Raw genomic sequence first — 14,902 nt, forward strand, 5'->3', positions numbered from 1 at the left:
TTACTCTTCTTTCTATCCATCATTTAACACTTTCTTGCTAGAGGAGTTCCTGTTTCTAATAGTTTGCTCTAGAGTTAATAGCCTTCTAGGCTTGCAAGGATATGCCATAAACCTGTTAATCCTGCTTTATTGCATAACTATGAAATGCGCAAAGTATGTACTGATATAGACAATACATGAGTATTTAGTAAATCAGCATGTCTATAATGCTAATTGTGTTAAGGAATGGCTAGATCCTCTAGTTATGCAACAAAACAATAGCAAGCAGTGTATAGTCTTTTTTGGTAGTTCTTTTATCGTTAATCTTAATTTTGTTTCCGAATTTTCTTATAAAATGAGGTTTTGTAGTATGTGTTATTACATTATCGGCAAGAATGTTTCTTTTTGTTGGTACGTATGTTTCTTGTTTTGTGTAGTTATAGCTCCACTTAGTATTGCTAGGGCATTTAGGGCTTTTTCTCCTATTTCTTCATCGAGCAGTTTGCTTGTCCAGAACCAGATTTCTTCTGGCATGATACTTTGTATATAACGTATGTGTTTTTGGATCTCTTCTGGTGTTTGGGCTTTGTTTATTAAGGCAGCTGCGAGGCCTATACGGTATGCGGTTTCGTAGGCTTCGTCGTCGTTTTCGTCTAAGAATATGTACAGGGTTTTGTTGTATTTTTTAGTTGGGTATTTTTGGGCTGTTTTTTCTAGCATATGTCGAATTACTATGATGCCTACGCCTTCTGCTTTGCCTATTACGAACACTGGTTTACGCTTTTCTTGTGGGGTGCGGGGGTATTTATAGTAGGCCTCTACGCTTAGTTTTTCGGGTTTGTCATAGCGCCATTTAATTACGTATCTGAATGGCATTATCTTTCACGTTTGGGTTTTATTTTTAGGCCTAGTTTAATATTTTGCTCTTCCGCTTTTATAGTGGTTTCCAGCAGCTGTTTTAATTCATTTATGCGTAGGTCTTCTGTTTTTAGTTTTATTGTACCCTCGAATTTTTGTAGTGACCATCTTGCTATGTCGTCGAGGATTTTGGCCGCAGGTGTCTCTAATCCTGCATCGTCGGCCTTAAATCTTACGTCTAATTTTAGGTTTGTATCATCTGTACTTGCTTTGGCTTCGACTATTGTGGATACTTTTTTACCTGCTTTTACTAAGCGGATTAAGTTTCGAAATTGTATTGCGATGTCTGATGTTCCTGTCATTTGGATTTCTGCTTCCGTAATTGTTTCTATGCTCTCACGTCTGATCCATTTTTCCAAGTCTTCAAGAAGCAGTTTAGGGCGCATTAGTTCAAACTCTTCCCATTCTTTAAAAATTTCCATTTCTGAACGGGTTAGTTCAGCTGTTGAGAGTGAAATAGGTCCAATACCTGTTAGTTTGCTACATTGACATGGCCAGGTTAGACATTTGGGACATAGATGCCCACGGGGATCAGTGTGATTGCGCCTTCCAGCCTCCTCCGGCAATAACAGAAACGTATCTGAGCTTATTCTGACATGGGTTGGAGGGTTCTCCGGTGCGTATACCTTGTTTTGTTGTATTAGAACCCACGTGCCTATTTCTACGCCTTTAATTACTGTTTGTTCGAAGAGGGATTGGGTTTCTGGAAGGATCACACCGGATATTTTGTGTATGTTTTCATATAGTTCACGGGTGGTTGTTTCCTGTGTTTGCTTTGGCCATGCTTCCGCTTTTATGTATTCTGGGTCGAGGGGTTCATTAGTTACTCTGTGGAGGTCCTTTGATAGTATTTGCCATAGGATCTCTTGTCCTGGCTTGGCTGTTCCGTAGCCACTTGGACGGAAGTATTTAGCTTCTATTCTTCCTCTTCTCGTGGCGTAAACGATATATGTGAATGAAGCTCGGACGGCTTCGTTTACTGCAATTTTGTATTGGGCAACTTTTTGCTCTAGATTTTTCTTTTTCTCATGAGGTATCCCGTATTTCTCTGGGTCTTTTGCTAGGTCTTTGGCTACTTCTAGCCTTGCGACTATGTCGCGGAGGTTTCCCCAAGAGCCTTCCCTTGCGATAAGTAGGAACGTGTTATTTCTATAGATGCGTGGATTGCCCCTTGAGTCGCGGTTTAGTATGAATTGAGCTATCTTGTCTGGAACTTCTTCTTCTCTTGCTATTGTGTAACCTAGGACGGGGTTTAGGATGGCAATTTTTAGGTCCGTGTTGTCGTTTACTTCGCTTGGGTCTTCTGGAAATATTTTTATAAAGAAGTGACCTTTTCCTTCTGTTGTGTAAAGTTCTTGGAGGGTTGTTTTAATAACTGTTATGATTGTTGAGTTCTGGACATTTTGGGATTCTTGGTCTATTATATGGTTTTCAGTTGCTTCTTTTTTAAAGACGTATCTGTTTCCAATCTGTTCTACGAACCAGAAAGTGTCTGCTATGGTTGGTAGGACACGGTCTCTGTAGTATTGGACATGTTCTTCTTTTGTTGGTGTAGCTAACACTGCGATTAGGTTTTCGGTGTCTATACCCTTTGCTTCTTCTTTAGCGCCTATTAGGCTGTAGAGGTATATGGTATTGCAGGCTCTGCGGAATAGTGGGGCTTTAAAGTAGCTTTTGTAGTCTTCGTCTTTCTGTTGTGCCTTGGCTTTTCTCCCACCTTCTGCATAGACATCAGACTTTATGGCGTTTTCGTATCTTTCTTCGTTCAGGCGTATGGTTAGCTCTTGGACTATTTCTGATGATGCCAAGTCCACGTGATAGGGATGTATGATGAAGGCGTCTTCTTCCCTGTCATTCCACATTTTGTGTATAACATGGGCTAGGAGACGGAGAGCTCCACGCGTTCTCTGGAATCCAGGTATTGTGGATAAGCGTTGATACAAGACGTCGATAAGTTCTGGGTGGAATGGATAGGTTTCAATTATGCGGTTTTTGTATTCTGCTGTACGATAGTGATTTGGAGCTTTTATCTGTTCATAGAGTTGTATGTAGGCTTTGGCTGTGGCTTCCGCGATTTTTGGGTTTATGAAGTCGAAGAGGCGTTTTTTGAGGATATAGGGGACATCTTCTGTTTTAACTGGCTCTATGGATTGCATTTTACGGTTAAGGATACTCATGGCTTCTGTCAGTTCTATGCGGACAGCATCCGCTGCGTCTCTGTAAACATCTCCTGCCACACTAATTATAAGGATGCATTTTTCTGCTTCGCTTACTGACAACGTTAACGTATGAATGAAATGTTTGACTTTACTTAGGAGTTCAGGTCGGTCTTTTACTAGATCCAGATATTTTGGTAATTCATCGATCAATATTAGGGTTGGTTGTTCTTTGAGGAGTTGAGTTAGGGTTTGGCGATCTGGTAAGCCTTCGGGCGTGTCAGATTCAAGGGCTAATTTTGTTTTACCTAGCTGGTGAAGGAAGTCTGCCCAGATGGTTAGGTAATAGTGTTCGCCTCTTTTAACACCTCTACCACCGTAGGCACTTCCATCTATAACTATTGTTCGGATATTTTTGGGTATTGATGTTGTCTCTAATATTTTTTTGATTTCTGGATTTGTTGGGTCTTTTACGGCATAATATATGGCTGCCATGGTGTGGGTTTTACCACCACCAAAACCTGCATCGAAGAGGAGTACCGGGTTTACGACCCTTGTCCCTGCTAGATGGCTGAGGACGTCTTGTAGGATTTGTTTCAGAGTGGTTGTTTGATGGGTTGCTTGGAAGAAGGATTCTGGGTTGTGGTATGGTGGTTTTGCTGTACCCTCAGCTATTGTGTAAAGGTCAAGGGCCAATTCAGCTTGGAGGTATTTGCCTTCTAAAATGTCTTGTTTTGGTTTACAGGCTTGTGTGTCCCAGATTGGGACTAGTTCATGTTTTAGCATGCTCATATCACACAAATATAAGAGTTACTATTTTAAAAGTGTTGTGCGTTAAGGTGTAGTAATCACAACATGATTGATAATGAATGATTATACAAACCTTTATATAGTAGCCTTAGTAAAGAGTAAGAATTGCGGTATGGTTGATGGTGAAGGACGGGAGCCGCTAATTAGCAAATGGTTTCCAATAACAGAAGTCAGTGCGGAAAGCGTTAGAGAGCGTAGTGCGAGTAGTGCGTTGCCTCCTCTGTATTTTTTGCATGTTTGGTTTGCGAGACGTCCTTTAGCAGCTAGTCGTGCTGCTATTTTGGGTAGTCTTTTGCCTACTTGTATTAAAAGAGAGGATTTTCTTAAGTTGTTGGGGATTCCTGCTCATGTTGACTTACAGAAGGTGTGGGATAAACTTGCTCAGGCCAAGGCTACGGGGGTTAAGCTTCAGGATAACCCACTTTTTTGGAAGAGGGCTTATGAGCATACTCCGTCTGAGCAAGAGGTGAGTAAGGTTTATGGTTTGTTTAAGGAATTTTGGGATGTTGACCGCCCTTTGGTTGTAGATCCCATGGCTGGTGGAGGTAGTATTCCTTTTGAGGCTATGCGTTTGGGTTTGCCTGTTGTTGCTGGCGACTTGAATCCCGTAGCGTTCATTTGTCTTAAGGGAACCTTGGAGTATCCTGCAAAGTTTGGAAAGAAACTGTTAGATGCTGTTGAAAGCTTCTGTAAAGAAGTACACGAAGCTGCTAGAGCAGAGCTTGAGGAGTTTTTCCCGAAACAGCAGGACGAGAATATTTACGCTTACCTATGGGCTAGAACCATTAGGTGTTCTAGCTGCGGTCTAGTAATTCCTTTGTCGCCGAACTGGTGGATAGTCAGGACTGGTAATGATGATGAAAGCGTGGCAGTTAAGCTTGTTATCCCTGAAAATGATAACGTTTGTAGTTTTGAAATTGTTTCCAGTCCTAAGAAGCATGGTTTAAATCCTAACAAGGGAACGGTTAAAGGCGGAAGTGCTGAGTGTCCCAGATGCTACATGGTTATTGATGACAAAGAAATTAAACGCATAGCACAAAGGGGGCAGATGGGGCACCAGCTATATTGTGTTTGTGTAAAAAACAAAGGCAAAAATAGAGCTAAATGGAATTTTAGAGCATCAACAAAACAAGAAAACGAGGCTGTTGAGAAAGCTGAAAAAAGATTGAAAGAAAAATTACCCAAATGGTTAGCTAAAGGATTTGTACCTACAGAAAATTTCCCGGAGACAGCGAATGATACACGACCCATTCAATATGGCATGCCTCGTTGGTGTGATTTGTTTAATCCCCGTCAACTGTTAACACATTTAACTTATTTAGAAAAGTTCCAGCAAGCTAAGGAAAGACTGTTTGCTGATGCTAAAGAGGATAATGAAAAATGGGAGTTCGCAGCTGCTGTTGTTACTTACGGGGCTATGGTCTTTGACACATGTGTTGATTACAATTGTTTAATCTCACTTTGGCATTCGACGAGAAATAAAGTTTCACATGCGATGAGTTTACAAGCTTTTCCGTTTAAGTGGAGTTATGCAGAATGGAACCAACTCGTTCCAAATGGCGGCTATGATTGGGCGCTATCTAAAGTTCTTGATGCGTTAAGAGAAATCGTGGAGTTGCTTCCAGAAAACCCGCCAAATCCCATGGTTTACTGTGGTACATCTACAAGACTTCAGTTTAAAGATAAAAGCGTTCCTTGTATTGTCGTTGACCCACCCTACGCTGAAAATGTTATGTATGCCGAAGTGAGCGATTTCTTCTACGTTTGGCTTAAACGCCTTCTAGGTGACGTTTTCCCTGATGTTTTCAAATTAACTCTTACTGAAAAGGATGAGGAGGTAGTAGCCAACCCAGCACGCTTTAAAGGTATGAGGAAGAGCGCCAAAAAACTCGCTCAAGAAGATTACCGGACAAAAATGGAGGCATGCTTCCGTGAAATGCACCGTGTCCTCCAAGACGATGGAATATTAACCGTTATGTTCACCCATCGCACAGCAGAAGCCTGGAGCAGTCTAGCAACAGCCTTAATGAACGCTGGTTTCACCTTCATAAGCAGTTGGCCAGTCCACACAGAGCCACCAGACAAATACGCAAAACGAGGAAAGGGCGTCCTAAAAGTTACAGTTCTCATCACATGCAGAAAACGCAAGGTAAACCAACCAGGCATTTGGGAAGACATAGGAGACGAACTACGCCAGGTTGCCAAGCAAAAAATTGAAGAATACAGTAAACTTGGAATAAGCGGGCCAGATCTAATAGTAAGCGTCTACGGCCCAGTCCTAGGCAGATTCGCCGATTATTACCCAGTCAAAACAGCCACAGGTAAAGAGATAGATCCACAGCAAGCCTTAGACCTTGTTATAGATGTACTAAGCGAAAAATTCCTTCAGGAGGCAGGTATCCAAAACGCAGACAAAGAAACAGCAGCTTACATAAACCTATTGGCAACCTTCCCAACAACGCAAACAGAATACGAAGAGGCACGCCTAGCCACAGTCTTTGGGGGTTTAACAACCCTAGATACATTAGATGTGAAAGGTTACGGTCTAATCGAAAAGAAAGGGAAAAACATCCGAATACTATCAGCGAGGGAACGCCAAGCCCGAGGCATAATAGATCCATATAATACAAAAACTCTAAAAACCATCATAGACAACGTCCACGCCGCCATTCTATTATACGAACAAGGAGGCCTAATCCAAACAAAACATCTACTCCAAGAGAAAAACTTGGATACAGCAGACTCACCATTTCTAGATGTTTTACAAGCCTACGCTCGCTATGCAGAAAACGCTACAGATGAAAAGTTCAACAAAGACGCAGCGCTCGCAAGAGCTCTACTCGCAGCCCTAGAGAAAACATTAGAATATGCACCAAAAAAGGGAGAACGTCTAGACCACTACTTCTGATAATCATGATAATCCATAATAGGTTCAATCCGTGGTACATCAACTCCCCGTACAAAACTTTTCCAAGCGGGTAAACGCCTATCCAAAGCCTCCAGTTGATCCAGCGATTTCTCCGCAGCATCCAAACTTCCCCTAATGTAACCTCCAAATGTTTCGCTTAAATGCTCACGGTTGCGAATCTTCTTGGGCAGCACGTCCTTCGGATTAATGTAGGCCGCTTGACTAACAATCTCATCCCAGTATTTAGGTAGAAACTCTTTTAGTCTAGGTCTAGTATCCACAACTAGCCTCAAAACCCTAAGTATGTGGTCAACACTGACATCTCGTGAACCGTTTAAATCCAAACTTGCCCTAAACACGCTGGCTCGTAGCAGATGCCTGGCTACAAGCTGAATAGCCCCCAAACGCATGGCCTCTGCGAAAGCCTCAAGCCTCTGTGGTAAATCCTTCTCCAACATGTCCTTAGCATTACTACGCCTATCCTCAATCATACTTCTGAAACGCTTAACGCAATCACAATCCAAACCGTCAGCAGCCCCCTTCAACCAAATCCATCAAACGTCCAAACAGCTCAACAACACGCTTAGCATCGTCTAAACGTTCAGGCCTACCATCAGGCTCAACAATGTAAACGTCCAGCAACCCATCTTCACCACCAACACCGTAAACGCTGAAAGGAACTTTTTCAGGCATGTCAGCGTAAAGCTCAAGTTCAGAGGCCAGCCACTGAACAAAAGGATGTCCTGGAACCAAAGCGTCAGGCCTACCGGGTGACAGAGACAGCCCGTTTTCAACAAAACTCCTAACTGTAACTGGGAGACGCTCCAAAGGTTCAACAAACAATAAATCGCCACGCTTAACCAAACGCATACCCAAAGCCTCACAACACAGGCGAACAAAACGCTCCAAAACCCTTGAAACTTCAACTTCGGTGAAGGTAGGATTCAGAGGAACATCCTCAGGAAATATACGTGCTAGCCTAACAGCCTCATCCTTGGAACGTTCAACCTGTTCAACCACTTCCATAATACGTTTCTCCAATTTATCACCCCTTAAGCCACCCTCAAAAGCTTCAACCAAACGTTGCTCAATGATACCACTTGCAGGGCCAACAATAACCCACCAAATATGATGTCGTTCAAACAGGACCTTATACATTTTAGCCTCATAAGTGTTGGGATACCAAACGTTAACCACGCGCACAACATCAGCAGTCTGTCCAATACGGTCAACACGCCCAATACGCTGTTCAACCTTGGCAGGATTCCAAGGCATATCCACATTAACAATAGCGCTAGCAGCCTGCAAGTTCAAACCTTCACTCGCAGCATCGCTACAAACCAAAACATCAACTTGCCTCTCCAAAGCCCTACTTACAACCTCTTTCTCGCACGTATACCAGCAACGCTTCTCAGAATCCCAAAGCTCACCTCGTCGACCAGTATAAGTTCCAACCTTCTCCGGGCCAAGCCACTGACTAATAAAATCCCTGATAATATCCACAGTATCCGTGAACTTCGAAAAAATAAGAATTTTCCTACCCTCATTGCGAAGTTTCTCAACTACGTTCCTGATGTTGCACAATTTAGGGTCGTCACTAGCACTAACGGCCCTACTATAGACTGAGAGACTACTTTCCAAACTCCTTAACTTATCTAATTCTTTCTCAACTAAGCCACGTGTCCGATTAACGATAGTCTTCATAACCTCCAAAAGCTCCTCCTCATCGATCTCTTCGCTGATCTCCTCAAGCATATCCATAATCAATTCATGGAGACGTTCTTCATCGCCCTCCAATAGAGCCTCCAAAGCTTCACGTCTACGCTTAACAGTATGATATGCAGAAGCAAAACTACTCACAAAACGCTGATGGTAAACAGCCCTAATCAAACCAAAACCTCTACGCTCATCATCTTTCAAATAACTCATATAAGCATTATAATAATTTGCCAAATAATCATCGAGCTCCTCCAACAAAGCAGTATGACTCTCATCCAATGAAACGTCAACATTTTCAATCTCCCTCTTAGGAAATCTATAACCCTCTTTCTTAAGCCACTCTCGGGTGTTCCTAACAATAAACCAAGAGGTGGGCATCAAACCTCGGAAAACCCTATCCAGACTATCCAGCATCTGAGCATCTAAACGCCTTAAAAATGCCTTAAAAGCTTCAGCATCTCCAGAATTAACAATCCGCAATAATAGTTCCTTGTCCTCAAAATCACCAAAAAACTTGGTGATAACAACCTCTCTATGCCTATCCTCAAGATAGGTCTTAGCAAACCATGAGATCAAATTAAATAGGTGGAGCCAATCATCATAACTACGTTCTGTAGGACTTCGATTCAATGCATGGTAATACCTCATAAAGGAATCTTCATGAACCCAAGGTCCACCTAATCCCAAAATTCGAAGCAGATCTAATATCTCCAACGGGTTCAACTGCAGAGGGGTAGCTGTCAAAAGAAAAACATGCGGGGTCAAGGATGACAAAGCCATAGCCAACTCGTAAAGCCTAGTAGGTCTAGGTGAAGCAAACTCAGACCTAGTGATCCTTGCTGCATGAGCCTCATCAATCAAAACTAGGTCGAAGCTCCTAGCCTTAAACAATTCAGGCTCAGATCCTCTACGTCCACGCACATAATGCCAAGAAGCTACAATCAGATCAGCAGCATCAAATGGATTACCATCAACCTGAAACTCTTTGCCGTCAGGAGCAACAAATACGTTTGGCTTTCCAGGCTTCAATAAATAAGCCGGGAGCCCAAACTTTCCACGAATCTCATCCCACCACTGCCTAGTAACATTCTTAGGAGCCAAAACCAAAACCCTGCGAACATAACCAGTAGTCCACAACAACTTAATACAGGCTCCTGCTTCAATAGTCTTGCCCAAGCCTACCTCATCAGCAAACAAAATACGAAATGGATAACGTTCCCTAGCTAAATTAACAGCCCGAACCTGGTGGGGGTAAAGCCTAACTGGACCAAGACCCATATGCGCCAAGCAACGAACCTTTGGCAAAATCCTTACAAAACGACACACAGGCAAAAATCTCTCAACTCTGGATCCCCTAATCGTCTGCTCCGGACTGGGATCAGATGGGGCTTTTGGTGCAAACTTAACAATAGCACGATAAACAGCCTCAGGTAAATTAAAAACCTCAAAATCAGGATGTTCACCATTCCAAATACGCTCAAAAGAACGCACAAGATCATCTACCCTTTCTTTATCACCATCTCGCCAAGAATAAAAAACAACAATGCGCTCGCCGTTCACCGTATAAGCCGGTTCAGTTTCGTTAGCACTACCTTCAGCTGCAATGATATTTCCTTCTCTATCCTTAAAGATCAATACTTTATAATGAAATATTCCAGTCTGCCCTAAATACAAATGACGGGGTAAAACAACTTTAACCTCCAATATTCCCTGCTTAAACATCCAAGCCAAAGCCTCCAGACGCCTCTTCACCAGGATGTCTTCGATTCTTTCCAAGTTCTCGGCAATGCGCCTGCCTATTTCATTCACAACATCTCTACCTGAAACCATATACAGCCTATACGCTTCCCAAAGCTCCATCGGAACATCATGGGCCCCCAAAACAAGCCGCATTCTGCCCCCATTATTTATCAGACCAGCAACACCACTAGCCGCATGAACCAAAGCCTCAACAGAAAAGTAACCAGTCGCACGATCATAAGCAACAGACTGCCTCAAAACAGGAATATAAAACTCCCTAGCAATCCTTTCGCCACGACCCTCAAAACTCAAACCAGTAATACCCGCGTTCCTCAACGACATAAATACTCTCTATAACTACTTTATATTCAAAATTTAAGTGTTATCTTATATTATATGTATAGCTTTGTTGCATAACTAAAAGAATATAGTTTCCTTAACACCATTAGCATTATAAACCGTTTAAATTTACGAAACATGCTCGTTTATTGTCTATATCACTACATACTTTACATAGTTATGCGGAAAAAGACCCCTTCGCCATAAAACTTTTTATATTCTTAACTATACTATCTGGTATGCCTCTTAAGAAGATAAGAGTAAAGAACTTCAAATGCTTAGAAGATATTGAGATGGAAGTTAGACCTTTAACTATTTTGATTGGACCTAGCGGTTCTGGTAAATCATCTATACTCCAAGCATTACTACTGCTTAAGAAGTTCGTAGTCCAAAGCAATTTATTAAATCTTGATATCCTTGGAAATTTTACAGACATAGATTATCTTAATTTGGGAAGGTATGAGGAACTAGTGTATAAACATGATACTGAGAAGAATATTGAGGTTGGTATAGATGTTGATGCTGATATACCAATATCCTATACAGTTGTATTTAGCAAATACAGATGCAAAGCCAGCCTAAGCTCTTCCCTATTAAAGGGGATGAATGTTGAATTCACACTTCCATACCCTTTAAATGTTACAGTTAATGGTGAGATAAGTTTGGATCGTAACTACAAGGTTATATGGAACGGTATCACACTACAGGCAGCAGAACAATTACCTCAAATAGAACAATTAAAAGATCTTAATCCACATCTAACCTACATTAGGGGCATATACTTCATAAGTAATAGGAACTACTTTAGATCATGGTCATATGGATATGGCGCATCTATAGATTACAATCAGCTTACATTAACAGATCTTCAACTAATAAACATACTTGCCCTCTATAGTGATATAGAGGAGAAGGTCGCTACATGGTGCAAGGCTATAACCGATACTGATATGGTAGTTAAAACATTGCCAGGCAACCTAATGAAGTTAGAAAGTAGATATAAAATAATAAGGGTTCCAATAGTGTTGGATGGTGCTGGCATTAATAGACTTGTCTATATATTCTCAATGCTTGCAAATAAGGAGACTAAACTACTATTGTTAGAGGAGCCAGAGGTAAATATGCATCCAAAGTTACTCTTTGAACTAGGACGACATCTACCTAAAATCTTAAAAGAAGAGAGTAAGCAAGTAATGATTACAACACATAGTGAGCATCTGCTATTGGGTGTACTTGTAAGTATAGCAGAAGGCTTATCTAGCAAGGATGATGTTGCAATATATTCAATGCAGAAGGAAGGGTTATCTGCTAAGGCAAAGATGTTAAAGATAAATGAGATAGGACAGATAGAGGGAGGCATAGAAGGGTTCTTTGAGGTAGATTGGGATATTACTACACAGTATATAAACGCTATTGTAAAAAGCAAAGTAGAAAAGCATAGTGAGTGAGTAGAGAGATAGTGTGCTATGGATCTTGTAGTTGATGAATTCATTATAAGTGTTTTTCTTTCGGCAGATGATAAAATGGCAGCCAATAAAATGATGGATACTTTTACCTTATTAGATATAATTATACGAAAATGTCATAAACTCATTTTTCATCCTCAGTATCTAAATCATCTACGAAAAAAGCTAGAGATCTTACAAGATAAGTATAAACGTAATCAGCTTGGTGTGCTTATAATTAATCCGTTACACATACTATTATTTCATGAGACAAAGGTTAATAGACGTGAAGGTGGCAATATACCCGAACTTAAGGAGATTAAAGATGAAGCTGATAGGCTTGTAGTTAAGAGTGCTCTAGCAATCGCTACTAATCCTAAATATATTATAACTACGGACTCAGATCTTTTAAACAAAAAGGATATGTTTAAGAGATATGGTATTGAAGTAATAACGCCTAACGAGGCATTGTCTATCCTTAGTTGATCTATAGGACAGTAAACCACTCTAATATAGGAGAATTGCAAAATAGTACCGTTGTAATAGCCTTGATATACTATACCATTACTGTTACCTTGTATTAACCTTTACATAAAGGAGTTAATACTCCAACCATTAGTGTTAGGCCTCCTCACCATATGTAAACTGTTATAGCCATATCTCGTCATACCTTACTGCCTTTACTACGCATGTACTAGCGTCTAAATACACTGACACCGTATCAACAGTGACTTTACTATTACTATTGCCTATCCTAGTTTCTAGCCTATACCTACGCTGAAGGAGCACGAACAGATACGTATCCACAAGTGAGTTTAGACAGGCTCGTAAGGTACTTCCCTCTTCTTGTAGATTATGGTAAGCCTCCTATCTACCTTTGCTTGCCTCAACGCCTCTCCAGTAACAAGGGCTTCTAGTAGTAGATCACCAGATCCTCATTCATTCCCTCTCTCCTCCTTTCTTTCTAGTTAATTAGCAACCATACCAGTATCTGCCTTTTAGCCACACTTATTACTCAACAACCCTCACCCCCACCCCCTCCTAAATCTAGATTAAAATGGGGTAGGGGTAGAGGATAAAGAGTATAGTAAGGGTATAGCATGACTTCCTTGCTAGTAGTTAACAACCATACCAGTAACCAGTATCTCCTTCTTCTTCCTCTACCTCCTTCGCTTATGGATAATAATGCTCTAGCATTACCTCTTGCCTCAGGTATCTCTTTATCCTCTCCTTATGCTTATCAAGGAAGGCAACAGTTAAGTTAAGCAGGCACTCATTGCATATAGGTTTGCCTCTATACCTTATCCCTTCACCCTTCCCCTTATCAAATGCAAAGTCTATCTCGCAGATTAGGCACTTCACAGTAGATAATGGTAGAGAAGAAGGGAAGGGAGAGAAGGGAAGGGAGATTTCTTTTCTCTTCCTTCATTAATTCTATCTACTTGTAACCTTAAACTCTGTAAGCTCTCCCTTTGCTGTAACAAGCCATATGTTACTCTTCCTTGCCTCTTCTACAGCAACTTGAGTAACCTGCATAGCATATATCACCTTTATTACCTTCTCCCTTATATATTGAGGATATCTTGAGCATAACGTTGCTATATCCTTATCTACACGCTCAATAACATTTGGGCTTGCCCTAGTCTTAACCTCTCCTATAATACAGTACTCTGTATCTACACCATATATGTCTATTTCAATATCTGGTAGTTCTAATCTAGATAGGCTTAATGTTAACCCTTTCCCCTTTAGTATATGCTCTATAACGTCTCTAGCCTCCTCCTCAAGTGTTAGAGAGGTTCTCTCCATGTATGTCTCTATGGATCTTAACCTCTTATCTATACGCTTAAACCCTTCCTGCATATCCCTCCTAAGATTCTCTATACTCTCCCATACCCTCTTGAACTCCTCATCATGCCTCCTAAAGCCTTCAATCATATCCTGTCTTAACCTATTAGTCTCTTCCCTTAAGGCATTGGTCTCTCTCCTTAGATCCCTTATCTCCTCCTCAACCTTTACTATTCTCTCTTCCAACTCCAAGAACCTCTTATTCATTTCCTCCTGCATAGTAGCAAACCTCTCATCTACCTTTGCAAACCTCTTATTCATATCAGCCTCTAACTCCAAGAACCTCTTGCTCATTTCCTCCTCAACCCTTGCTATCCTATCAAGTATCTCCTTGTAGCCTATTGCCCCTGCTACAGCATGCCTAAACTCCTTATCCTTTTCAAGCATGTCCAAAAGTTTCTTCTTCAGCTCCTCATTGCTTAGCATATGCTTAATAGTGCTGAAGTGGTATATAAAGGCATGAGTGATTGGTTTAATGGGTGAATTAGCGATAGACTAACAGCAATCTACAATCTTTCTCACCCTCTTCTCTCCTTTCCTCTTCTCTCTCCTCTTCTCTCCTCTTCTCTTACTCTCCTCCTATTCTCTTCCTTTCTATTACTCCTTCTCCTTCTCCTTTCTTCCTCCATTCTTCTTTCTACCTATGCTGTGGAACTAGTGGAACTAGCACCTATGCGCAACATAAAAAATCTCTCCTAACCTCTCTCTTCTCTTCTTTCTACTAACACTCTTTTCATTATCAAGATTTACACGCTTACTCATAGTTCCTTAGTTCCCTTCAGTAGAGTAGAGAAGAGAAAGGGTAGGATAGGAAAGGAGAGGGTAGGCTAAGGTAGCATAAGCAGGTAGTAGGTAGCAGGTAGGACTAAGGGCTAACAAATAACAGACAGGGGACTAAGTAGTAACTGTGTTATTTTCCAGAGACTTTTTCTGATCCCGCATGACCCTAGTTCCCCTAGTTCCACTAGCCCAATAACAAAACTGGTTAATAACTTTAGCCTATTTTGTTAATATTACATATAAATGTTTCTCTCTATAAA

9 protein-coding genes and 1 pseudogene are annotated in these 14,902 nt (G+C 41.2%); 4 read left to right on the plus strand and 6 right to left on the minus strand.

Annotation, left to right across the window (positions count from 1 at the left end):
• Positions 1-357: 357 nt before the first annotated feature.
• Both CRG89_RS04270 and CRG89_RS04275 read right to left on the minus strand, forming a co-directional pair.
• The gene (locus CRG89_RS04270; protein ID WP_103287091.1) at positions 358-855 is read right to left on the minus strand and encodes a hypothetical protein; all 498 of its coding nucleotides are present in this window, start codon (positions 853-855) and stop codon (positions 358-360) included.
• Positions 855-3,845 carry a DUF499 domain-containing protein gene (locus CRG89_RS04275; protein WP_103287092.1) on the minus strand — a complete coding sequence of 997 codons (2,991 nt, stop codon included), beginning with the start codon at positions 3,843-3,845 and terminating at the stop codon, positions 855-857. The genes CRG89_RS04270 and CRG89_RS04275 overlap by 1 nt, the downstream gene beginning before the upstream one ends.
• A 130-nt stretch (positions 3,846-3,975) precedes the next feature.
• Between CRG89_RS04275 and CRG89_RS09175 the strand changes: the two are divergent.
• Positions 3,976-4,107: pseudogene (locus CRG89_RS09175) on the plus strand (hypothetical protein); the annotation flags it as partial.
• Between the two features lie 48 nt (positions 4,108-4,155).
• Positions 4,156-6,771, plus strand: a complete 2,616-nt coding sequence (locus CRG89_RS04280; protein WP_245859245.1) for a DUF1156 domain-containing protein — start codon at positions 4,156-4,158, stop codon at positions 6,769-6,771.
• Here CRG89_RS04280 and CRG89_RS04285 read toward each other — a convergent pair.
• On the minus strand, positions 6,762-7,262 hold the full coding sequence (locus tag CRG89_RS04285; protein WP_148695186.1) for a hypothetical protein: 501 nt from the start codon (positions 7,260-7,262) through the stop codon (positions 6,762-6,764). The genes CRG89_RS04280 and CRG89_RS04285 overlap by 10 nt on opposite strands.
• Positions 7,263-7,299: 37 nt before the next feature.
• The gene (locus CRG89_RS04290) at positions 7,300-10,572 is read right to left on the minus strand and encodes a DEAD/DEAH box helicase (RefSeq protein WP_103287095.1); all 3,273 of its coding nucleotides are present in this window, start codon (positions 10,570-10,572) and stop codon (positions 7,300-7,302) included.
• A 146-nt stretch (positions 10,573-10,718) separates the two neighbouring features.
• Between CRG89_RS04290 and CRG89_RS04295 the strand changes: the two genes are divergently transcribed.
• Positions 10,719-12,017 (plus strand): AAA family ATPase, encoded by a 1,299-nt coding sequence (locus CRG89_RS04295; RefSeq protein WP_148695185.1) that lies wholly within the window; start codon positions 10,719-10,721, stop codon positions 12,015-12,017.
• 18 nt (positions 12,018-12,035) lie between these two features.
• Positions 12,036-12,500: a hypothetical protein gene (locus tag CRG89_RS04300; protein WP_103287097.1), complete on the plus strand. Its 465-nt coding sequence runs from the start codon at positions 12,036-12,038 to the stop codon at positions 12,498-12,500.
• Positions 12,501-13,187: 687 nt separating this feature from the next.
• Here the strand turns inward: CRG89_RS04300 and CRG89_RS04305 are convergent.
• Positions 13,188-13,376, minus strand: a complete 189-nt coding sequence (locus CRG89_RS04305) for a hypothetical protein (RefSeq protein ID WP_103287098.1) — start codon at positions 13,374-13,376, stop codon at positions 13,188-13,190.
• Between the two features lie 72 nt (positions 13,377-13,448).
• Complete coding sequence (locus CRG89_RS04310) at positions 13,449-14,288, minus strand: DUF8196 domain-containing protein (protein ID WP_103287099.1); 840 nt, start codon at positions 14,286-14,288, stop codon at positions 13,449-13,451.
• Positions 14,289-14,902: the final 614 nt, after the last annotated feature.

It is taken from the genome of Candidatus Nitrosocaldus islandicus, from assembly GCF_002906215.1.
GTDB lineage: Archaea > Thermoproteota > Nitrososphaeria > Nitrososphaerales > Nitrosocaldaceae > Nitrosocaldus > Nitrosocaldus cavascurensis.

Bases quoted from the DNA above. Each gene is read 5' to 3' on its own strand.
- CRG89_RS04270 (WP_103287091.1), bottom strand. From the start codon at position 855: ATGCCATTCAGATACGTAATTAAATGGCGCTATGACAAACCCGAAAAA.
- CRG89_RS04275 (WP_103287092.1), bottom strand. From the start codon at position 3,845: ATGAGCATGCTAAAACATGAACTAGTCCCAATCTGGGACACACAAGCC.
- CRG89_RS04285 (WP_148695186.1), bottom strand. From the start codon at position 7,262: ATGATTGAGGATAGGCGTAGTAATGCTAAGGACATGTTGGAGAAGGAT.
- CRG89_RS04290 (WP_103287095.1), bottom strand. From the start codon at position 10,572: ATGTCGTTGAGGAACGCGGGTATTACTGGTTTGAGTTTTGAGGGTCGT.
- CRG89_RS04300 (WP_103287097.1), top strand. From the start codon at position 12,036: ATGGATCTTGTAGTTGATGAATTCATTATAAGTGTTTTTCTTTCGGCA.
- CRG89_RS04310 (WP_103287099.1), bottom strand. From the start codon at position 14,288: ATGCTAAGCAATGAGGAGCTGAAGAAGAAACTTTTGGACATGCTTGAA.